Source organism: Cyclobacterium sp. SOCE241 (assembly GCF_056867545.1).
Map to the genome: position 1 here is coordinate 2084322 of NZ_CP149779.1, position 21136 is coordinate 2105457.

A 21136-nucleotide genomic window follows, 5' to 3' on the forward strand; every position below is an offset into this window, starting at 1 on the left:
TAAATTTTTATTTTTTTATTTATTTTCTCTACCAATCTTGCCACTGCATCTTCCATTTTTCTTCAGCTGTATGCACCACCTCAAATGGGGCTAATGGGGGCTCATAAGGTGAGCCAATTCCAGTGAGGTCTTTAATCAAACCTTGTCTGGCCTTTTTATACAATCCTTTGACATCTCGCTCTTCGCATATTTCCAATGGACAATCCAAATAAACTTCTAAGAAATTATCTTTACCTACTAGGTTTCTAATCAATTCCCTATCCGATATAAAAGGAGAAATAAATGCAGATATCACTATTAAACCTGCATCTAACATTAAGTTGGCTACTTCTCCTATCCTTCGAATATTTTCCACCCTGTCTTTATCTGAAAAGGTTAAATCTTTATTCAAGCCTGTCCTAACATTGTCTCCATCCAATAGATAGGTATGATATCCCATACCATAAAGTGCATCTTCAGTTGCATTTGCCAAAGTAGATTTGCCCGAACCTGAAAGACCTGTAAACCAAATTAGTTTTGGCCTCTGCCCTAAAGCTTTGACCCGGTGTTCGCTATTCACTTTAAATACGGATGGATGAATATTCTTAGGCATTTGGAAGTAAAATTAATGTAACACTTTTAATTTCAATTATAAGTAATACCAATTTATAAATAATAATACTACAACAGCGTAAATTAAAGTCAAAGGAAATCCAATAACAAAATAATCTTTAAACTTATAATTCCCAGGCCCCATCACCATTAAATTGGTTTGATAGCCAATTGGGGTCATAAAGTCCCCTGATGCTGCAAAGGCAATTGCAACGAAAAAGGGAGTTAAAGGCTGCTCTAATTGATTACCAAGCTCCAATGCAATCGGAAACATAATCGAAACTGCTGCCGCATTGGTAATTAAACTAGTTAAGACCAAAGTAATAATAAACAATATTACCAAGCCAACCATAGGAACTGCCCCTTCTGTCAATTGAATCAAGAAATTAACCAATACACCTGCTGCACCGGAACTATTTAATGCCAATCCTAAAGAAAGTGAACAAACTAGAATCAGTAATAGATCCAAATCAACCGCTTTCTTTAAAGTCTGCAAATTTAACACTTTAAATAGATACAAAATAAGGATTCCTGCAAAAGCTGCTATAAAAAGATCTATCCACCCAATAATCCCTATAAACAATACAGACAAAGCCAATAGTGAAGGAGTCTTTTTAAATTTCCTCTGTCTGCACTAATCTCACCTCTGAGGGTAACAATTATTAAATCTTTATAATAATCATTTCTGTTGTGGTCTTTACCGGTTAACATTAAAAATAGGTCTCCGGCATGTACCCTTGTTTCTCCTATATTTCCTTTCAATTGTGTTCCATTTCTGTGAATAGAAATGATAGAACCTTGGTATTTGTTTCTAAAGTCGCTGTCTTTTACCTTAAGACCAATCAAGGATGAAGAGGCTGGAACCACCGCTTCCGTTAATTGAAAAAATCCATAATTAGATACATGCCCATCTTCAGGCAAACTTAATCCTTGCTCTCCTTGAATTAGTTTTAATATGGCTTCTGAGTTACCGGCAAAAAACAACTTGTCTCCTTCTTGTAAAACTTCATTGGGGCCTACAGGGGAGATCTCTTTTTTCCCCTTCTAATTTCGGCAAGGAAAATTTCTTTCAATTTCCTTAGCCCTGCTTCTTTGACTGTCTTGTCATGCATGGATGAACCTATAGGGATATAGGTTTCAACCAAATATTCATTAAGATGCTCAATAACTTCACTTTTGTTTTCCTCTCTAGAGGGCAACAAATAATTGGAGGCGATACTTAAATACACCATACCAATTGATGCCACCAAGACCCCTAAATACAAAAAATCTTCAAACCCTAGCAATGGGTAACCGAATTGACTAATTAACCCGTTTAAGACCAAGTTTGTAGAGGTTCCAACAACCGTAATCATACCCCCCAAAATAGTGGAATAAGAAAGCGGAATAAGAAATTTCGAAGCAGGGAAATTATTTGTTTTGGTCCATTTCTTCACATAGGGGATCATAAAGGCAACAACCGGAGTATTGTTTAAAATTGCGGAAAGGCTACTTACCAGCAACATGAGCCTAAGTCTAAATGTACCCGGTTTTAACTTTTGGCTGAAAATTTTAAAAAAAAATCCTGTACCTATGTTCTGTTGGATTCCAGAAGTTAAGCCTATCAATAGAAATATAACTATGATCTGCTTATTTGCCAGCCCCATCAAAAAATCCTCAGGTGTAATGATTTGTAAAACTAAAAGCAAAAACACTGCCCCCAAAAATGCAAAAGAAGGCCTTAACAGATCCCTGTACAACACAAATACCAGGACAATGACTATGGAAATGGTTATCAGGCCTGGAAAAGACATAAGAATGTAAATTTATTGGTCATAATTTTCCCTGAAAGGCTGAGCATAAGGATATGAAGGGGTCAAGAGTATACTTTAACAGTGGTTTTAATTAATTCAATTTGGTAGAATACTAAAAGTAAGGTTTTTAACTTTCTAATGTTAATGAATTGAAGATTTTTAAAACAAAACCATTAAAATCACCTTATTTTTTCACCCACAACTTTGGATATTTAAAGCAAATATAAAAGTAGTAGGGCAAAATTCTAATTCAAAGTTTTAACCTCATAATTAAGTTTAAAATCACAATATGGTTCCTATGAAAAGAAAAGTAACCCTTTGCACTAGTAGACTTATTGGTTTAATAACAGTATTTAATTATAATGCTTCATAATAAACTTTCAACCGGCACAAGTGGCAAATGAATTGTTTACTCAAATTTAACGAAACCTTCAAATACCCAACCATTAAAATTTACCTATTAATAATTACCTTTCCACAATGAAAACATACGGCTTTTTCCTCTTTTTATTATTGTCCTGTACATTTTTATGTTCTTGTAAAAATGAGAATAGTGATTCCTTTCATTTCATGGCCATTGGTGATCTGCCCTATCACCTTCCTGATGATTTTGAAAGGTTTGAACGCATGATCCAACAAATTAATGATGTCAATCCGGCTTTCACCTTGCATGTTGGGGACATAAAATCAGGAAAAGTTCCTTGTTCAGATGAATATTACGAAAAGATTAAAAACTATTTTAATGCTTTCGAGAAACCATTAATCTACACACCGGGAGATAACGAATGGACGGATTGTGATAGAGAATTATGTGGGAGTTATGATCCGGAAGAACGGCTTGACAAATTAAGACAATTGTTTTTTTCAGATAGTATTAGTCAAGGAAAAATGCCAATAATTCTTAGCAGGCAAAATAAATTTGAAGGCTTTGAAAAATTTCCTGAAAATTCAACTTGGATCAAATCAGGTATCACCTTCGGAACATTGCATGTAATTGGGTCAAATAATAATTTCGACACCGGAGTTGAAGCCATAAATGATGAATTTTATGAAAGAGAACTGGCGAATAATTTTTGGCTAAAATCACTATTCGAAGCAGCTAAAAAAGACAACAGTAAAGGTTTAGTACTTGTTTTACATGCAGGGTTAAATTATAACAACAAAGACGAAAAAATGGACATGCCAGTTTTGTTACATTATTAAGACAACAAGTCCAAGCATTCGACAAATCGGTTCTATTATTATATGGCGACCAGCACCGCTTTTTAGTATCCAAACCTCTTAGGGACAATAACGGAAAAACCATGACTAATTTCACAGCAGTTCAAGTCTTTGGAGACCATGATCTCCACGCTGTAGAAATCAAAGTGGCACCTGAAAACCCTAATCTTTTCGAGATAAATCCATTTTATATTAAAGGTAACTGAACCACACAGCATTCAGCCCAATCCCGATATAAATTTGACCGATAAAAAATATTTTACAAAATCAGATTATTGTTAAGTAATTTTTTTGATAAACTTCCTTATATTTATCTAAAATAAAAGTTTATCAAATAAATTATCATGAATAAAGTCCTAACCTTAGCCTGCCTTTTATTCTTTTTAAATGCAGCTAACCTAAAAGCCCAAAACCTAAATATCATTCCATTACCCGAGTCCATTGAAATGGGAGAAGGCCATTTGGTCTTAAAAGAGGGAAGTGTAATTGCGGCAAAAACGGAAAGCAGTAGAAAATCCGCTGCAATTTTCAATGAAATGTTGGAAGCCAAAACAGGCTTGAATCTACTTATTCAAATTGCTCCTCAAAGAAGTGATGCCTTAGTTGTTCTAGAAGAAATTCAAGACGCTCAAAATGAAGAAGGATACTCTTTAAATATTGACGGAAACAAAATTCATATAAAAGGATCACCAAAAGGTATCTTCTATGGATTGCAATCCTTGTACCAGTTGGTTGAAATGAATGGAGGACAAGCCATCGTTCCTCAATTAGTAATCAATGATGCTCCGGCGTTTGGGTACAGAGGTATTATGCTTGATGTTTCACGTCACTTCATTGGCACTGATCAGGTTAAAAAAATACTTGATTTAATGGCCCAATTAAAATTAAACACCTTACACTGGCACCTAACGGATGATCAAGGTTGGAGATTAGAGATAAAAAATATCCGAAACTTACACAGGTAAGTGCTTGGAGAGATTCCACCATCATTGGACAGTACTACGATTTCAAACCATTTATTTACGACGGAAAGCCTCATGGTGGGTATTATACCCAAGAAGAAGCCAAGGAAATAGTTAAGTATGCTGCAGATAGAAAAATTACAGTAATTCCTGAAATAGAGCTTCCAGGCCACAGTTCGGCCGTATTGGCTGCTTACCCGGAACTAGGAAGTTTTGATTCTTTTCAAGGTATCGGAACAGGTACAATTGCCGCAGTAAATGAAAATGGAAAAAAATACGATAATGATATCAACCAAGAAGTCCCAGGCTTCTGGGGAGTTCATTATAATATTTATGGCCCTACGCCAAAAGCTTTTGCATTTTTAGAGGATGTGTTGTCGGAGGTGATGGAAATTTTCCCAAGTGAATACATCCATATTGGAGGAGATGAAGTCCCTAAAGATCATTGGAAAACCTCAGAAATAGCACAAAAAGTTATCAAAAAAGAAAAATTAGCTGATGAACATGAATTACAAAGCCATTTTATTCAACAGATTGAAATGTTTCTTAACAAAAACAACAGGAAGCTGATAGGATGGGATGAGATCCTCGAAGGTGGTTTAGCTCCAAATGCCACGGTAATGAGTTGGAGAGGAGAAAAAGGAGGAATTCAAGCAGCTAAAATGGGCCATGATGTAATCATGACACCCAATAGCCATATGTATTTTGACCATTATCAAGCAGAAGACAAAACAACAGAACCTTTGGCTATAGGAGGTTTTCTTCCTCTTGAAAAAGTGTACAGTTACTCTCCTATTCCTAGTGAATTAAATGAGGAAGAATCTAAACATGTTCTGGGAGTACAGGCCAATTTATGGACCGAATACATCCCTTCTAATAACAAACTGGAGTACTTCCTATTTCCAAGGGCTTTTGCCTTGGCTGAAGTGGCTTGGAAAAAGAATGAAAATAAAAATTATGAATCCTTCAGCCTAGAAAGATTACCTGAAAGGTTACGTCAATTGGAAGAAGACAACGTGTTTTTAGAATTCCAGAGGCTAAAGTAGAATTTAGTAAAGATGAAAAAAGTGGAAGGTATTTGGTTGAAATCAATCCTTTAATAGCTAATGCAACTGTTTACTATACCTTTGATGGACACAAAGCAGACCAAACAGCATTACTTTACACAGGACCGGTATTGGCACCAATTGCAGGAAAAGGGCAAGATCCAATTACCATCCGTTATGTTACCATCAGCCCGGCTGGAAGAAGTAGTAATGAATTCAGTGTGACCCTAGAGTAAGTCTATTCCTTAGGGATAACAAATTGGATTTCTAAACAATTATCACAAAACTTGATCAGCGTGTACAATTTTGATTGTGCACGCTTTTTTTATTAAAAAAGGAAGGTTGGTAACATGCAATAGAAATTCTATTTCCCACAGAAATTATTTTAAAATCAGCCAATACGTTGGTGTTTTGGATTTCACCATAGTAATGCTATGGTGAAATCCCTTACCAGATTGATTTGACTGAAACAACAATACTCATTTGGAATTCTATAATAATCGGAGTTTAACCAAGAAAATCCCTATTCATCAGCCACTATACACTATTTAATGATTTTTTTCAACTAATTGGAAAAGCAAAATGGCATCAAAAACAGAATGCGCCGTAATGGCAGCTATAATTCCGGCTGTTTTGAATAAATATCCTAAGGCTGCAATAAAGCCAATCATAATAATTCCATATACGCTAATTTTCCAATTCAAAGGGTTTAAATAACCATGGATGGCAACAAAAAGGATAGAGGTGATCCACAATCCCAAAAATGGTTGCAACCCTGCCCTGAACAACAATTCCTCTCCAACACCTGCACATATGGATATAAAAACAATCCCTAAATCATTCCAAGACCAATGATTTAGGATTCTATGGTATTTTTGTCTTTCATTTTTGAAAAATGTGGCATTGATCAAAATTATGGCTACGACCGCTCCAAGCACACCCGTCAGGGTACCTGCCAATAGCTGTTGACCTAATGGCCATTTCCCTTTTAGTAGCTCTAACAAAGTGGTGGTTTGAAAAAATAAACCATTGCAAGCCCTAGGAATCCAAAACCTAAGAGAGTCACCCAACCCAGAATTAGCATTCTTTTACTCATAATTTAGTAGTTTTTCTTTCTCCAAGCCAAGAAGATTTGTAAACATTTCACCTAAAAGTAAAAAGTACCAAAATGTCTATTTTGGTACTTTTATCATTGAAGGCAAATCACTCAACGATTCAAACGATTTGCCCAAATATTTATTTAATGGGGAAACCTATTCATTAAAGGTAATATTCAATGTAATTGGCACTGAGCTCAGTGCCTTGCTGATAGGACAGCCTTCCTTTGCCACGTTGGCCAATTCAATAAATTGTTCTTCATTCATTCCGGGAACTTTCCCAGTAAGGTTTAATACTATCCCGGTAATGGCAAATCCAGCATCCCCCTTTTCAATACTTACTGTAGCAGTAGTGTTTAGTTCTTCCGCTTCTAAGTCTTTACCGGCAATCTGAAAGCTAAGGGCCATATTAAAACACCCTGCATGAGCAGCTGCAATCATTTCTTCAGGATTGGTGCCTTTGGAACCATCTTCATTCTCAAATCTGGTTTTAAAGCTATATGGGGACTTGTCAAAAAAACCGCTTGGAGAGGACAGGGTTCCACTTCCTTCCAATCCGGTACCTTTCCATATTGCTGTTGCTTTTCTTTTCATTTTCTCAATAATTTTAATTGGTTTAAAGTTCGTTAATTGAATACTCAATGTATCAAATATCTACCATAAAAACTAAAATATTTAGCTTTTGGGTTTCAAAACAAATTCAAGGTTAATTTTGAAAAACAATAAATAGTTATCACTTTTTATTGCCTACAAGTCCATCGGCAAAAATTTAAAGTAGCTTATTCCATTTAGTAAACTTTCATGGCCAAGGTAACTTCAAGCTCAACCTCCTCACCTATCAGTGTCTCAATTTCTGACTTAATTAATTCAAGTTTATTTTTATCCGGAGGCGCATCCCCCACAATTTTGACAGTTAGTCTCAAAGGTTTAAAACTGCGAACCGAAATATCCCTTAATACCACGTCATTGATTTCATGTCCGTTTAATTTAGATATAACATTGTTTTCCTTTACCATATCCATAAAACCAAAAAACAAAGGAAAACTAACCAGCCCGACAATAACTAAGGAGTAAACAATTCCCCTTCTCGCCAAACGAAAGGGACTAAAACCTAAAAATAAAAAGGTTGTGGCAGCGGCCAATACCATCCCCGATAAGTTCGTTAGAAAGAGTAGGAAAGCGCCTTGGAATATATCCCAATTTGCCCAACCAAATCCAATTCCGGAAACGGCCAAAGGTGGCACCAATGCAACAGCTATGGCAACTCCGGCGAGTGTTTTCGATATTTCAGATTTTGCACTGGCGTAAGCCCCTGCAATCCCTGAACCTACAGCTACCCCCAAATCCAATAAGTTAGGTCTTATTCTTGCTAAAATCTCATCATTGGCAATATTCAATGGGGTAAGCCAAGTAATTAAAATGGCACATAAATACCCTATTAGCACACCCCATCCTATAGTCTTTGCACTATTAACTATAAGCAGGCGCTCCTGCCTCAAAACTCCCATAGAAAGGGATATAATGGGAGCCATTAGAGGAGCTAAAATCATGGCCCCAATGATGACAGGAGAAGAATTACCAAAAAGACCTAAGGTTGCAATGAATGTTGCCAAAAACATTAATACAAGGTAAATACTTGAAGCCATGGAACTTGACCTCAAATTGGAAAAAGATCTTTGAATTCCTCTGTGGTAGCATGATTAATTAGCGGGAGTTTCCTTTGCAATAATTCATTTTTTGCATCCCCTCTAGGTAATGCTTTTATTTTATAAACATCATCTACGGCACCATTGGACTCCAAATCAAGATTTTGGCCCGGAACCATGTTAAATGCAGCTTTTCGGATAGAAACCTGCAAGGTATCAGCGGAAAGCAAAATACCATCTTGGGAATAATTTATAGGTTTGTCCCCCTTAATGAAAAGGTTACCTGTTTTAATATGGGCAGCAAAAGGTGGTAAATTATAGTTTCGCTTGGTTCTGAACATACTATTTAAGCCAAACCACAGAAGACCACTTGTACTTTTTGGAGCCAATACCAAGGCATGTAACTTGCCATCATTAATGAATGAGTGGTCCAGTATTTTTTACTTAGAATACTGCTCTGGGCATGGTGAACAATGATTAAACCAATGGCTGCAGTATTTATTTCATCTTGATTTTCAGCTTTTATTGTAAAGCTATTCAGCCTGGTATTCCAAAACAGTTTTAAAAAATACCCTAACTTTTTCCAAAACCTTTGCCAAGCATATTTCGCTACTGATCCACTCATTAGGCTTAACGACTCGCCTATTATTATCGTATTAAAAACAATGCTTCCATTGGCCTCTAATACATCCACTTTAATCAACTCCTCCTCCTGCAAAATATGATCAATATTTTCTTCAATGCCCGACTTTATCCCATAGCTTTTCTTACCATGGATCATTTCAGGGTGAGGCAATAAGGCAAGTTCAAGGTATTGACCTTCTGCTAAGTCCAGAAAGGCTTTAAGTTGATCATCTGATAGGTAGGCAATAATTTGAACACCTTCCTTTAATTCAAGTTTCACATCTTTAGTGAAAGGGATGGTAGAAGCCAGATTTGAACCAAAATTTGGTACAATCTGGTTTTCTACAAAATCTTTTCCTTACTATCAAATAAGAGTATCCTCCTTTTCATTTATACTTGCTTACAGTAAAATTATTCAGTAAAAATTCATTTAGCAAAACTCGGATTAAACAATACCTGTCAAGTTTAAAACCCTATCCAATTTGGAATATTCAATGTACTGAATAGGATGCATTATTCAACACCAATTCGATTCCAACTTGAGGAGATAGCTTAAAAGAGAAAAAGTGACAATTAGAAATTGACCACGCAAATACTGCTCCAACTTTATCTGGTTTAGGAATGGCCATATTGCCTTCCTATTCTTACTATAAAAGTAATTATTGCTATTGTAAAACAATGAAAAGATTTGAATTTTCAAATAATTAAAAATCAAAAGATGGCAGATAAGACGATTTACCCATAAAGTAAAAAAATCAAGTAAAAGTCCATTTTTTATTTAAGATATTTTTCCACAATTTTGTTACCCCCTAAAAAAGGAGTATTCACAATTTTTCAACTTTCGGTTAAAATAAATTCAATGAATTCAGAGGCTAATGCTATATGGACTGAATGTTTGCGGGTAGTCGAAAAGCACGTCAATGAGCAGAGTTTTTCAACTTGGTTTAAGCCAATTATCCCTGCGAGAATCGATGGTTCTGTCCTCACTATTCAAGTTCCCAGTCAATTTTTTTATGAATGGTTGGAAGACAACTATGTGGAAGTATTGAAATTAGCCATAAAAACCATATTGGGGGCGAATGGAAAATTAGAATACGCGGTAGTAGTAGACAAGGGCAATTCACAAAACCAGCCTTATATGGTAAGTTACCCTCAAGGGGTGAATAGTCCTGCGAATGCCAAGAAAAAGAAAATCTCGCCTCTGCTCACAGTCCATTTGACTTGTCCAGTTTGGATGAACAAACAACGCTTCAATCCAACCTAAGTGCCAACTATACTTTTACTTCTTTTATTGAAGGAGATTGTAACCGACTGGCAAGATCTGCCGGATTTGCGGTAGCCAATAAACCGGGAATTACTTCTTTTAATCCATTAATGGTTTATGGGGGAGTAGGACTAGGAAAGACCCATTTGGTACAGGCCATAGGTAATGAAATCAAAAATGGGCCGGATGACAAATTTGTATTGTATGTTTCCTCTGAGAAATTTGTCAACCAATTTATGGATGGCATTAAAGACGGTAATATAAAGTCCTTCACTAATTTTTACATGCAAGTGGATGTATTAATTATTGACGACATTCAATTTTTGGCAGGTAAAGGAAGAACACAGGAAATGTTTTTCCATATATTTAATCACCTTCATCAAAATAAAAAACAAATCATCATGACCTCGGATTGTGCACCGAAGGACTTGATGGGCTTGGAAGATCGTTTATTGTCACGCTTCAAATGGGGGCTGACAGCTGATCTACAAATGCCGGACTTTGAAACCAGAATTGCAATCATAAAGAAAAAATGCAATCTGAAGGGATAAATATACCTGACAATGTAATAGAGTACCTTGCTTATACGGTAGATACCAATGTAAGGGAATTGGAAGGGGTGATGATTTCTTTAATTGCACATGCTTCACTTAGCCGGGTAGAAATCAGTCTTGAACTGGCAAAGACGATAATGAAAAATATCGTAAAGGACATTGAGACTGAAGTGAGCATAGAGTTTATCCAACAATCTTGTGCCGACTATTATGGCATCAAAGTCGAAGACTTAAAAGCGAAAACAAGAAAAAAGAAATTGTTATTGCCAGGCAAGTAGCGATGTATTTTAGCAAAGAATTTACCAACCATTCCTTAAAGTCTATTGGGTATCATTTTGGAGGAAGAGACCATAGCACAGTGATTCATGCTGTGCAGGCCATCAATGACCTTATGGAAACGGATCCTTCATTTAGGAATGCCATCCAAGAGCAAAAAAAACAGTTCAAAATTAGATCCTACTAATAAGTTTATTTCTTAATTCCAGTATAAAATTCACTTAGCTATAAAGGGGTATTCTTTAAAACTGCTTCCACCCATTGCTGTTTTTTCATAGACAGCCAAACAAGCTTCTTGAAAACGTTCGGGAAAATAAGGTGAGTTTGGGGACAGTTCTAAACCTTCCAAGGCTTTATCAAAAAAGAAAACCTTTGTATTTCCGTATTTAGTATGGGGCATAAAATCTCCATAGGCACGCATATCATCCCATAATTCATCCTGAGTATAAACAGCAAAAATTCGAACTACAGGACCTGTATTGTTTTCGTTTCTATATACTGCCAATTCAGTATAATCGCCATTAAGATCATTAACCCCAGGTTGATTCAAACTCTGGTAAACAATCACCACCAGTAAAACACCAACCATGACAGCAATTAAATAAATTATATTTTTTGTTTTCATTTGTCCCAATAACGAGCTTAAACCATTAATTTAGCCAAAAATAGTAAGAATGACATTCGAATACATCAAAGCTTTACACATTATTTTTATTGTAACCTGGTTTGCAGGCTTATTTTATATTGTAAGGCTTTTTATTTATCAAACAGAGGCTTTGGACCGACCTGAAGCTGAAAAAATATCCTAAAACCTCAACTTGACCTAATGGCAAGCCGATTATGGTACATCATCACCTGGCCATCAGCTGTATTAACCCTTATTTTTGGAACTTGGGTATTGCTTCACCGTCCTACCTATTTATCCATGCCATTTATGCACGCTAAACTTACCTTTGTGGCACTATTATACATCTACCATTTTCGATGTCATTATATTTTTAAATCCCTTCAAAATGGGAAGCGAATATGGAATAGTTCAAAACTAAGACTTTGGAATGAAATAGCTACATTACTTCTTTTTGCCATTGTCTTTTTAATTGTGCTTAAAAGCCTTTTAAACATGCTTTGGGGTATCGCAGGATTGATATTATTAGGGGCAAGTCTGATGTTAGCTACTAAATGGTACAAAAGATTCAGAGAGCGGAACTAATCAATTCTTTAAGATGTCATATTAAATAAAAAATGCTTCGATCTCATTATTTAAATCTTATAATTTTAGGGGTTTTGGCTTTAAGTGCTTGCCATACAAACAATAATCCTAATTCTTTGCCTGTGCTAGGCAATCGGCATGTAGAAGAAGTAGTCGTGGATGGAGAAACCACAACAGACACTATTTATCATAAAATAGCCGATTTCCGATTTACCAATCAAAATGGGCAACAAATTACCAATGAAGATGTAAAGGGAAAAGTGTATGTGGCAGATTTCTTTTTCACCAGCTGCCCAACCATTTGTCCCATTATGAAAAAGCAAATGCTGAGGGTTTATGAAACTTTTAAAGACAATCCTGACTTTATGATATTAAGTCATACAATAGACCCTGAATACGATACGGTAGCCCTTCTTAAAGACTACTCACTTCGACTAGGTATAGAAGATGCTAGTACATGGAATTTTCTTACAGGAGAACAAGAAAAGATCTTTGAAATTGGACAGACAAGCTACCTTACCACAGCCATGAATGACAAGAATGAACCCGGGGGATTTTTGCACTCAGGAGCTTTTGTTTTAATTGATAGAGAAGGGAGAATCAGAGGTATATATGATGGTACCAAGGAAACGCAGGTCAATGTTCTCATCAAAGATTTACCCAAACTTCTCAACAACAATGAAAACAGCAGTAAGTAGTTTACTATTTTTATTAATCATCGCTTGTAAAGGAGGGGATGACAATAAAAATGAAGGTATTCGTAATATAAAAGACCTTAAAACAAGACAATATGCCATTCAGGGCCAACAACTTTATTTACAATATTGCAGCAACTGTCATCAAGAAGATGGGACAGGATTAAATAGGCTTATCCCTCCACTAAAAAATGCTGATTATATGCTAAATGATGTGAACCGAAGTCTATATATCATCAAGAATGGTATGAAAGGTAGCATTAAAGTTAACGGTGTAGAGTACAATCAACCCATGCCTGAAAACAGCAAGCTTAGCCCAATCGAAATTGCGCAAGTCGCTACCTACATATACAATGTTTGGGGAAATGAGCATGGCTTAATTACTCCCGAAAAAGTAAAAGAAGCACTCAGTGCGACACCGTAATTACAAAAGTTTTTGACTCTTTTCGAGGGCTTGAAGGATGTCTTTTTTCACTTCACCAACTTTTTCCAGTTGTTCTTCAAGGTATGTTTTGGCCTGTTCTTCTGACATGTCCTCTAAATTAGGATCAAACTGGCGCATCCAAACAAACATTTCATCATAAGCATTTCCACAATCTGCTGCTACTGCTTTCAATTCTGTAGCCTTTTCCGCATCTTCCACCTCATCTGATTGTTCAAGATTTTCAGCCATCTCGTTTAATTTCTTTTGAGAGGTCTTCAATTCTCCTATTTTAGGCATCACCTCATCATGAACTTGAATTACCTTTTCTTTCAATAGGTCATTTTGACTTTTCTTTGGGCTACAAGAAAAAACAGAAACACAAAGTAAAAACAACAGTAAAAAAGGCGTATTTCTCATTGGTTGGCAGAAATAAAATTGAACAATTTATTTTTTGAGATTTTCAAAGATTATGAAAATATTGATACAAAAAAAGTGAGTCTGATAAATTCTCATAATTCCTTAAAATTTAAGGGTAAGGATTTTTTGAGGAGCCTAAGAAAAGCTAATCAGTCAATAATTTTTGCGTTTTCCAGGATATACATTAATTTTTCGGGATCATTGGCATTTAAAACCAACTCCCCTACCACGCTTACTTTTTGGAGGTATACTTTATGGGTTCATTTAATATTACTTCCATAACGGTTTCAGGGCCTCCGGTTCCACAAAAAAACATTCTGCTAAAGGAAGAGCTGACAGAATTATATGTTTTGGTTTAAACATGCCTTCAAATGGTATAATATATCCATCGGCAGTTATTTCCCTACCTTCCAATTCCAAGGTTTTCTCTCCAAAAACCGGCACAAACAATTCCCCAAATTCATCCTCTTCAACCTCGTAACTTACTTTCGACAGGTATTTCCATACATTTTCCTGTTGACCATAAGCGGAAAAGGAAAGCATACCAATAATTAAAACCAAGTACTTCATATTGTTTTATTTACTTACTTAATTGACCTGCAATATCTTCTTTATAAGCATTCCAAGCAGGAATAATTGACGCCAACACACCGACCATCAATGCATAAACTATAACCCACCATTCTTTATCGGTAAATGTTATCGCATTTAAGCCTGCTACCAAACCTTGTTCATTGGTAATAACTATTAATAACAGAAAAAAGTGTCCAAGTATTAATCCTCCAATGGCGCCTAAAAATGTTAAAATTATTCCTTCCGATAGAATCAGAAGAAAGAGTTGACTTTTAGCTGCTCCTATGGCTCTCATTACAGCCAAATCATATTTTCTTTCCTTCATTGAATTGTACAACGCAATAAAAATCCCTAAACCTGCTATAAAAATAATGAGGAGTGCCAAACCTTTCATTACCACCACCCCTATTCCCAGCAATTCAAAAAGTCTGGACATTTCAAAGGTAGGAGAGGCTGCTTGCAAAGACGTTCTACCATTGATCATTCTGGGTAGCTGAATAGCAGCCATTGGGCTTCTGTAAGCAATCAATACTGTGGTCAACTCTCTGGTTTCGTCTGATTCTGGAAAACCTGTTGCATTTACTTGGTTTTCTAATTTTTCAGAACCAATTTCCTCATCATGAGCATACCACACGGACTCTACACTAGTGACAATTAGTTGATCCAAAACATTATTGGAAGGAGCTAAAATCCCCACTACTTGAAAAGCGTGCTGATCGTGCTGATGGCTGGCTGCCTCTATGCCATGGGCACCGATAAATGTATCACCTACCTTAAAACCCTTTGCTTTCGCTACCTTGCTACCCACGACCACCTCAAACGGTTTTTCCCATTTTTTCCATCAATAAGTTCCGCTTGGTATATATTTAGGTAATCGTGGTTCGACCCAACAATTCTAAACCCCTCATAGTTATCCCCAAGAGCCATTGGTATGGCATTTTTTATAAGTCTATTTCTGGAAACTTTCTGTGCTTCTTTTAGAGGAATATTTCCAGTTGGGAAATCCACATGATAAACAGAGGAAAGCACCAGTTGTAATGGACTACCCTTGGCCCCAATCACCATATCAATTCCCGCAGCATCTCTGTTCACTTTATTCTCAAATTGTTCTTCCACCAATAGCAAAACAGTTATTATAGACAAGCCTAAAGCAAGAAGTAACACATTTAAAATTGTATTTAAAGGCCTATCTATCAGGTATTTCCAACTTAACTTAAATACACTCATACACCGGAGGAATTTAAAGTTATTCGATTAACTATCTGATTTTTAATTCGAGAATCATGAGTGACTATTATTAGTGCAGCCCCAAGTTTTTTGGCCTGGCTTTTAAGCAATTCAACCACCAAATTTGCATTTTCATCATCCAAACTAGCAGTAGGCTCATCTGCCAAAATGACTTTTGGTCCATTAATCAATGCCCTGGCAATCGATACCCTCTGAGCCTCCCCTTCGCTCAAAGTATGTATGCGAGCATGTTGCTTGTTTAGTATTCCAAGTTGATCTAGGTAATATTGAACTTTATCTGCAGCAAGGTTTTTGAAAAAAATATGGAAGGGCCACATTCTCTGAAACTGTCAGTGGTTTTAAAAGATGAGGTTTTTGAAAAACAATGCCTATATTCCTCCCCCTAAATTGATCTAATTCGTTTTCTTTTAATTGGTACAGGGAGGTACCATCAATTATTACCTCACCTTTTTTGGGGGCCAAAAGCCCTCCTAAAATATTTAATAAAGTTGTCTTTCCTGAGCCGGATTTTCCCAAAATCAATAGCTCTTCACCCAATTTCAATTTAATGTTAGGAATTTCAATATTTAGCTGATTCTCATAAGAAAACTGTAGGTCTTCGACAACAATCATAAATGGCTATTTTTTTGCAGGAATTTCTAAAAAGAATTCAGTGCCTTTGTTTACCTTACTTTTAAAATCAATTTTACCACCTATAACTTCAATACATTTTTTCACAATGGAGAGGCCAAGCCCTGACCCCTCTCTGAGGCCTACATTTTTCGCCCTAAAAAATCGATCAAAAAGCTGAGATTGTTCGGCTTCATTGATACCTATACCCTCATCTTTTATTTGTAAGAAAAGGGTATCGTTTTCATGTCTCACTTTGAAATAAACATTCCCTCCATCCTTTGAATACTTTACAGCATTTGATAAAAGGTTTTCTAAAATCTGATACAGTAGATCCATATCAGAGGTGATCATCTTAGGCAGCTTATCGAAGTCTAAGTTAATTTTTACATTATTATCTATTCCGGCCTTTACCATATCTACAACTTCATTGAGAAATGCCGAGGTATAAATCCTTACCGGTTTGTAGTTCATCTTGTCCGCATCTGCTTTTCCAAAAAACAGTACACTAGTCAATAGACTATTTAGGTTTCTAACAGAATTCTCAATTTTATTGGCATGTTTAACCAATTTTGCTTTAAACGGATGATCTTTTTCAGCATAAAGTTTTAACAATTGTGCAGAACTTAAAATAGATGTCAATGGGGTCTTGAAACCATGTGAAACATTCTGAACAATTCTAGATTTTAATTCACTGAGTTCCCTTTCTTTTTCTAAAGCTTTTTGTAGCTCTTTATTGGCTTCATTGAGGTCAGCAGTACGTTTTTTAACTTTTTCTTCTAATTCATTATTTAAGCTTTGGAGCTCCTTTTCTTTTTTATCCTTAAAAATGGCCAACTCAATCACCATATTTAACTCTCTTATATTGAAAGGCTTGATCACATAAGCACTAGGATTGGTCACAGCTACTTTCTGAAGGGTTTCACTATCAGAGCTAGCTGTAAGGTATACCACAGGGATATTATATTTCTCATTAATAATTTCCGTTGTCTTTATACCATCCAGTTTTCCTGAGAGATTGATATCCATCATGACAATGTCTGCATGATTCTTTTCTAGAATTTCCAAGGCTATCTCACCCGAGTCAGCCATACCAATAATCTGGTGGTGATTCTTTTCAAGTGCTTTTTTTAATAAAAGTGCCGAAACGGTATCGTCTTCGGTTATTAAAATCTTAAGAGAAAACATACTACAAAATTAATTAAAAATGTGCCCCAAAATGGTAATAATTATACCGGTAATAAAATCCTTACTAATGTGCCATTGCCCTTTTCACTTTCTACTTCAATGTTACCATTGAGCTTTTCTACCAAATGCTTTGTAATGGCCAAACCCAATCCTGAACCTTCAAATTTACGGTTAAAACCTTTACTTTCTTGTTCAAATGGATAAAACAATTTATTCAAATATTCTTTACTTATTCCAATTCCTTGATCATGAACTTTAATAATCATGTCATTTTCAACCTTTTCCACTACGACTAGTATCATGCCTTTTTCTGAATACTTAATGGCATTACCTACAATATTATTAATAATAATTTGAAGGTATTTGCGCTCTAAATTGGCATAAAACGGTTTTGTTAGAAATTTTGAAGTGACTAAGATACCTTTTTTTATTCCTATGGATTTATGATTAATCAATATTTTTGAAATAAAATCATTAACATTGGTTTTTTCCATCACAGCACTCAACTCATCTGATTCAAGTGAAGAAAGGTCTAAAAAGTTAGTTATGGTATGCAACAACCTGTCGCCACTTTCCTTAATTATATTTAAATGTTCAATTAATTCCTTGTCATTTGACCTTGTTTGAATAATATATTCCGTGCTTCCAAGTATACCATTCAATGGGGTTCGGATTTCATGACTCATATTGGAAATAATATTGCTTTTAAGATGGCTTATTTCCTCGGCTTTTCCTTTGGCTATTTCCAGGCCCCTTTCATAGGCCTTTTTTTGGAAACATCCCGGAATACATTTAAATACATCAATTTACCTTCAAATTCTTCATTCATCTTTGAAATTGAAACTTCAATTTCTTTATCCCCTGATGGTAAAGACAATTCAAACTCTTTAATAACTTTATCACTTTTTTCAGTCCACTAACAATTTCTCCCCTAAGCCTTTCAAAGGTTTTATTGTCTCTAAACAAATATTGTAAGCCATTTTCCTGAAGCTGTGCTTCACTAACTTCAGCAAGTGAACAAAAGGAAGGGTTTGCCGCTAAAACGGCTCCTCCTTGAATGGAAAGTAACAAGCCGTCTTGTGAATTGTCCCATACCACCTTAAACCGGTCTTCCCTTTCTGCAATTTCTATATTTTTTTTGTGCAGTTTGTTCTTTAAAACCCCTTTGTCTTTTGTCTGCCGAACGAAAAAACAAACACCATAGATAATTGCTATCAAAATGGTGAACATAATAAAGAGAAACCAAAAATTGCTATAAAAAGGAATTTCCAAAATCAATTGCCCATCCTCAAGTAGTGTTTGGTCTGTTGGCAAGGCCAAAAGTGTCAAACACCAATTTTTATGGTAAGGCATTTTTTTCAAAAAATGCCAACCATAACGGAAGCTATTTATTATTAATGGCGATCGATTCATTTCAAATTCACAAAAGTTTGACGATTAAAAAGTCTTGCCTCAAAGAAACAAAATCCACCATACATCTTTTCCAGATGACTATTCAGAAATATAAAATCAATCCAACACTTTATAATTTCCACAAGTTTGCGCCCGGCAATTACCAAAGAAAAATAGGTATTTATCAATTTTAAACAAAAATTCAAATTATTTCTTAACAAAAAAAGAGACAAATCAATTTTCAATAAGGTTAAAACGTTATTATTAACAAAGCCCTTCCAAAAATAAAAAGACTCTAAAAGTAAAAAGAGGTAATTTGGCAATATTAAATTCATAGGGTCAATTATCTTCCCTAAAAATATAAAAAGTTATTCATAGTTTAAATTAAATTGATATTGTTTGCAATTTCTTTTTGTGATCACTCTTTATCTCCTATTTTTGTAGCAAAATAATTAAAAGTAGACTTATGAGCGTATTGGTAAATAAAAATTCCAAAGTAATTGTACAGGGGTTCACAGGAACTGAAGGTTCTTTTCACGCCCAACAGATGATAGAATATGGTACCAACGTTGTAGGAGGTGTAACTCCTGGTAAAGGTGGCAGTACCCATTTAGGTAAGCCTGTGTTCAACACGGTGGAAGATGCTGTAAAAACAAAGGGAGCAGATACAACTATAATTTTTGTTCCTCCTGCTTTTGCAGCAGATGCAATTATGGAGGCTGCAGATGCAGGAATCAAAGTGATCATCGCCATTACTGAAGGAATTCCTGTTAAGGACATGATGAAAGCCAAGCCGTATGTTAAGAAAAAAGGTGCTATTTTGATAGGTCCTAACTGTCCGGGTGTAATCACCCCAGGTGAAGCTAAAGTAGGAATTATGCCGGGCTTTGTATTCAAACAAGGAAGAGTAGGTGTAGTATCCAAATCTGGAACCCTTACTTATGAAGCAGCTGACCAAATAACAAAAGCAGGATTAGGTGTTTCTACCGCCATTGGTATTGGTGGAGACCCGATCATCGGTACATCTACTAAAGAGGCTGTTCAATTGCTAATGGAAGATCCTGAAACTGATGCCATCGTTATGATTGGTGAAATTGGTGGAAATTACGAAGCAGAAGCTGCCCAATGGATCAAAGAAAATGGCAACAAAAAACCTGTTGTAGGCTTTATAGCCGGCCAAACTGCACCTCCAGGTAGAAGAATGGGACATGCAGGAGCAATTATAGGTGGAAAAGATGATACTGCGATTGCTAAAATGCGTATTATGAAAGAAAATGGAATTTTTGTTGCAGAATCACCTGCTGAAATTGGTGAAGTAATGGCAAAAGCACTAGGTGTAGATGCCTAATTCTAATTTGCTATTGCAATAAATTATATCCAAACGAATAAAAAAGGAGATCAATAGATCTCCTTTTTTGTTTTATCAATTCACCATGGTGTTAGAAATTCTCTATTCAACTTAAAATATGCAACAGACAAACTATCTGCCCATATAAACCACTTGAAAAAATACCGATTTCTATTCTTTTTTTACCCTACCTGTTAGCACAATTGTTCACCATAGCGATACCGGGACTCCTCCCAAACAGCCTATGATTTTATTAGGATACATCACTCCTTGAGAAAGCTCAGGAAAGGCATTACCCTATTTTATAATCAGAATTCAACTTGTAGAACTAATTTTTAATGAAATAAAAAGGCTTAATTCTTTTTAGGTTAAATATTTCTCAAATACACTTGCCTTTACAACTATTATGAATTGATTTTTGAGCAATCCTTTTTTTACTAAGAAATTGATAGGTCTAATTCATTTTTATTACACTTCACCACACCATCCATCAAAATAGTATTGGAAATATTCAATTATTTACATTAAATTTAATGCATAACCTGATAACAAATCCAAATAAAACCTATGCCATTGATCAAAACTTATATTTTGATGGTTTTAGCTTCTCTTTATATTTTTGTGGCTGAAGCACAGGAAACTTTAGATTACCAATCTGATATCATTCCGGTATTGGATAAGCACTGCTACTCTTGTCATAACACAGGAAACCCCAAAGGAGGGGTAAATCTAAAGAGATATGAAGAGGAAGGCCGGATAGTCAAAGATGGGCAATTTTGGCTAAAAGTGGTAGACCAGATCAAGTCGAAAGAAATGCCACCCTCCAATAAGCCTGAATTAAATGAGAAAGATTACCATGTTCTTCTCGACGGCATCAATGGCATACTGATAAAGTCTCTGGAAAAAAGAACCCCGGAAAAGTTATCATCAGGAGATTAAGTCATAGAGAATATCATTA

Annotated in this window: 25 protein-coding genes and 4 pseudogenes; 10 read left to right on the forward strand and 19 right to left on the reverse strand. The window is 35.6% G+C overall.

All coding sequences use genetic code 11. From position 1 onward, the window contains the following. Positions 1-28: 28 nt before the first annotated feature. The 4 genes from cysC to WG932_RS10235 are packed head-to-tail and all read right to left on the reverse strand — an operon-like array spanning position 29 to position 2384. On the reverse strand, positions 29-592 hold the full coding sequence (gene cysC, locus WG932_RS10220) for an adenylyl-sulfate kinase (protein WP_483087848.1): 564 nt from the start codon (positions 590-592) through the stop codon (positions 29-31). A gap of 36 nt (positions 593-628) precedes the next feature. Beyond that, complete coding sequence (locus WG932_RS10225) at positions 629-1189, reverse strand: SLC13 family permease (protein WP_483087849.1); 561 nt, start codon at positions 1187-1189, stop codon at positions 629-631. Continuing rightward, a complete protein-coding gene (locus tag WG932_RS10230) occupies positions 1165-1575 on the reverse strand; it encodes a cation:proton antiporter regulatory subunit (protein ID WP_483087850.1) in 411 nt (136 codons plus the stop codon). Before WG932_RS10230 ends, WG932_RS10225 begins: the two co-directional genes overlap by 25 nt. A 32-nt stretch (positions 1576-1607) precedes the next feature. Beyond that, entirely contained in the window at positions 1608-2384 is a 777-nt protein-coding gene (locus WG932_RS10235; protein WP_483087851.1) for an SLC13 family permease, read from the reverse strand. A gap of 480 nt (positions 2385-2864) precedes the next feature. Here WG932_RS10235 and WG932_RS10240 point away from each other — a divergent pair, with 480 nt between their 5' ends. The 4 genes and pseudogenes from WG932_RS10240 (at position 2865) to WG932_RS10255 (ending at position 5849) form a co-directional block, all read left to right on the forward strand. After that, entirely contained in the window at positions 2865-3587 is a 723-nt protein-coding gene (locus tag WG932_RS10240) for a metallophosphoesterase (protein ID WP_483087852.1), read from the forward strand. Positions 3588-3688: 101 nt separating this feature from the next. Continuing rightward, the gene (locus WG932_RS10245) at positions 3689-3811 is read left to right on the forward strand and encodes a hypothetical protein (protein WP_483087853.1); all 123 of its coding nucleotides are present in this window, start codon (positions 3689-3691) and stop codon (positions 3809-3811) included. A 240-nt stretch (positions 3812-4051) separates the two neighbouring features. Further along, positions 4052-5613 (forward strand): annotated as a pseudogene (locus WG932_RS10250) (beta-N-acetylhexosaminidase). A 32-nt stretch (positions 5614-5645) separates the two neighbouring features. Beyond that, on the forward strand, positions 5646-5849 hold the full coding sequence (locus WG932_RS10255) for a chitobiase/beta-hexosaminidase C-terminal domain-containing protein (protein WP_483087854.1): 204 nt from the start codon (positions 5646-5648) through the stop codon (positions 5847-5849). Between the two features lie 312 nt (positions 5850-6161). Here the strand turns inward: WG932_RS10255 and WG932_RS10260 are convergent, their stop codons facing one another. The 5 genes from WG932_RS10260 to WG932_RS10280 form a co-directional block, all read right to left on the reverse strand. Then, a complete protein-coding gene (locus WG932_RS10260; protein ID WP_483087855.1) occupies positions 6162-6617 on the reverse strand; it encodes a CPBP family intramembrane glutamic endopeptidase in 456 nt (151 codons plus the stop codon). Between the two features lie 249 nt (positions 6618-6866). Beyond that, positions 6867-7304, reverse strand: coding sequence for an OsmC family protein (locus WG932_RS10265; protein ID WP_014023062.1), 438 nt, complete (start codon positions 7302-7304; stop codon positions 6867-6869). A 194-nt stretch (positions 7305-7498) separates the two neighbouring features. Continuing rightward, entirely contained in the window at positions 7499-8356 is an 858-nt protein-coding gene (locus WG932_RS10270; RefSeq protein ID WP_483087856.1) for a DUF389 domain-containing protein, read from the reverse strand. Positions 8357-8367: 11 nt separating this feature from the next. Beyond that, a complete protein-coding gene (locus WG932_RS10275) occupies positions 8368-8697 on the reverse strand; it encodes a hypothetical protein (protein WP_483087857.1) in 330 nt (109 codons plus the stop codon). 5 nt (positions 8698-8702) lie between these two features. Continuing rightward, positions 8703-9260 (reverse strand): hypothetical protein, encoded by a 558-nt coding sequence (locus WG932_RS10280; RefSeq protein ID WP_483087858.1) that lies wholly within the window; start codon positions 9258-9260, stop codon positions 8703-8705. A gap of 579 nt (positions 9261-9839) precedes the next feature. Between WG932_RS10280 and dnaA the strand changes: the two are divergent. Further along, a pseudogene (dnaA, locus tag WG932_RS10285) lies at positions 9840-11261 on the forward strand (chromosomal replication initiator protein DnaA). A 30-nt stretch (positions 11262-11291) separates the two neighbouring features. Here the strand turns inward: dnaA and WG932_RS10290 are convergent. Continuing rightward, complete coding sequence (locus WG932_RS10290) at positions 11292-11699, reverse strand: hypothetical protein (protein WP_483087859.1); 408 nt, start codon at positions 11697-11699, stop codon at positions 11292-11294. 49 nt (positions 11700-11748) lie between these two features. On the opposite strand from WG932_RS10290, the pseudogene WG932_RS10295 reads away from it, so the two are divergent. The 3 genes and pseudogenes from WG932_RS10295 (at position 11749) to WG932_RS10305 (ending at position 13403) form a co-directional block, all read left to right on the forward strand. Further along, positions 11749-12284: pseudogene (locus WG932_RS10295) on the forward strand (CopD family protein). 32 nt (positions 12285-12316) lie between these two features. Beyond that, positions 12317-12982: an SCO family protein gene (locus tag WG932_RS10300; protein ID WP_483087860.1), complete on the forward strand. Its 666-nt coding sequence runs from the start codon at positions 12317-12319 to the stop codon at positions 12980-12982. After that, positions 12963-13403 carry a c-type cytochrome gene (locus tag WG932_RS10305; protein ID WP_014018089.1) on the forward strand — a complete coding sequence of 147 codons (441 nt, stop codon included), beginning with the start codon at positions 12963-12965 and terminating at the stop codon, positions 13401-13403. The genes WG932_RS10300 and WG932_RS10305 overlap by 20 nt, the downstream gene beginning before the upstream one ends. On the opposite strand, the gene WG932_RS10310 is transcribed toward WG932_RS10305, so the two are convergent. From WG932_RS10310 to WG932_RS10350, 9 genes and pseudogenes are all read right to left on the reverse strand, one after another. Then, entirely contained in the window at positions 13404-13820 is a 417-nt protein-coding gene (locus WG932_RS10310; RefSeq protein WP_339677197.1) for a hypothetical protein, read from the reverse strand. It abuts the gene before it with no gap. Between the two features lie 149 nt (positions 13821-13969). Then, a pseudogene (locus tag WG932_RS10315) lies at positions 13970-14390 on the reverse strand (hypothetical protein). A 10-nt stretch (positions 14391-14400) separates the two neighbouring features. Next, positions 14401-15201 carry an ABC transporter permease gene (locus tag WG932_RS10320; protein WP_483087861.1) on the reverse strand — a complete coding sequence of 267 codons (801 nt, stop codon included), beginning with the start codon at positions 15199-15201 and terminating at the stop codon, positions 14401-14403. Next, the gene (locus tag WG932_RS10325) at positions 15186-15620 is read right to left on the reverse strand and encodes a hypothetical protein (RefSeq protein WP_483087862.1); all 435 of its coding nucleotides are present in this window, start codon (positions 15618-15620) and stop codon (positions 15186-15188) included. The genes WG932_RS10320 and WG932_RS10325 overlap by 16 nt, the downstream gene beginning before the upstream one ends. Beyond that, a complete protein-coding gene (locus tag WG932_RS10330; protein ID WP_483087864.1) occupies positions 15617-15958 on the reverse strand; it encodes an ATP-binding cassette domain-containing protein in 342 nt (113 codons plus the stop codon). The genes WG932_RS10325 and WG932_RS10330 overlap by 4 nt, the downstream gene beginning before the upstream one ends. Then, entirely contained in the window at positions 15915-16253 is a 339-nt protein-coding gene (locus tag WG932_RS10335; protein ID WP_483087865.1) for an ATP-binding cassette domain-containing protein, read from the reverse strand. The genes WG932_RS10330 and WG932_RS10335 overlap by 44 nt, the downstream gene beginning before the upstream one ends. Before the next feature lie 6 nt (positions 16254-16259). Next, positions 16260-17438, reverse strand: coding sequence for a hybrid sensor histidine kinase/response regulator (locus tag WG932_RS10340; protein WP_014018094.1), 1179 nt, complete (start codon positions 17436-17438; stop codon positions 16260-16262). Positions 17439-17479: 41 nt separating this feature from the next. Further along, positions 17480-18244, reverse strand: a complete 765-nt coding sequence (locus tag WG932_RS10345; RefSeq protein WP_483088618.1) for a sensor histidine kinase — start codon at positions 18242-18244, stop codon at positions 17480-17482. A 19-nt stretch (positions 18245-18263) separates the two neighbouring features. Next, entirely contained in the window at positions 18264-18791 is a 528-nt protein-coding gene (locus WG932_RS10350) for a hypothetical protein (RefSeq protein ID WP_483087866.1), read from the reverse strand. 505 nt (positions 18792-19296) lie between these two features. On the opposite strand from WG932_RS10350, the gene sucD reads away from it, so the two are divergent. Together sucD and WG932_RS10360 are read left to right on the forward strand one after the other, a co-directional pair. Continuing rightward, the gene (gene sucD, locus WG932_RS10355) at positions 19297-20178 is read left to right on the forward strand and encodes a succinate--CoA ligase subunit alpha (protein WP_014018097.1); all 882 of its coding nucleotides are present in this window, start codon (positions 19297-19299) and stop codon (positions 20176-20178) included. Positions 20179-20745: 567 nt separating this feature from the next. Beyond that, a complete protein-coding gene (locus tag WG932_RS10360; RefSeq protein WP_483087867.1) occupies positions 20746-21117 on the forward strand; it encodes a c-type cytochrome domain-containing protein in 372 nt (123 codons plus the stop codon). Positions 21118-21136 lie beyond the last annotated feature (19 nt).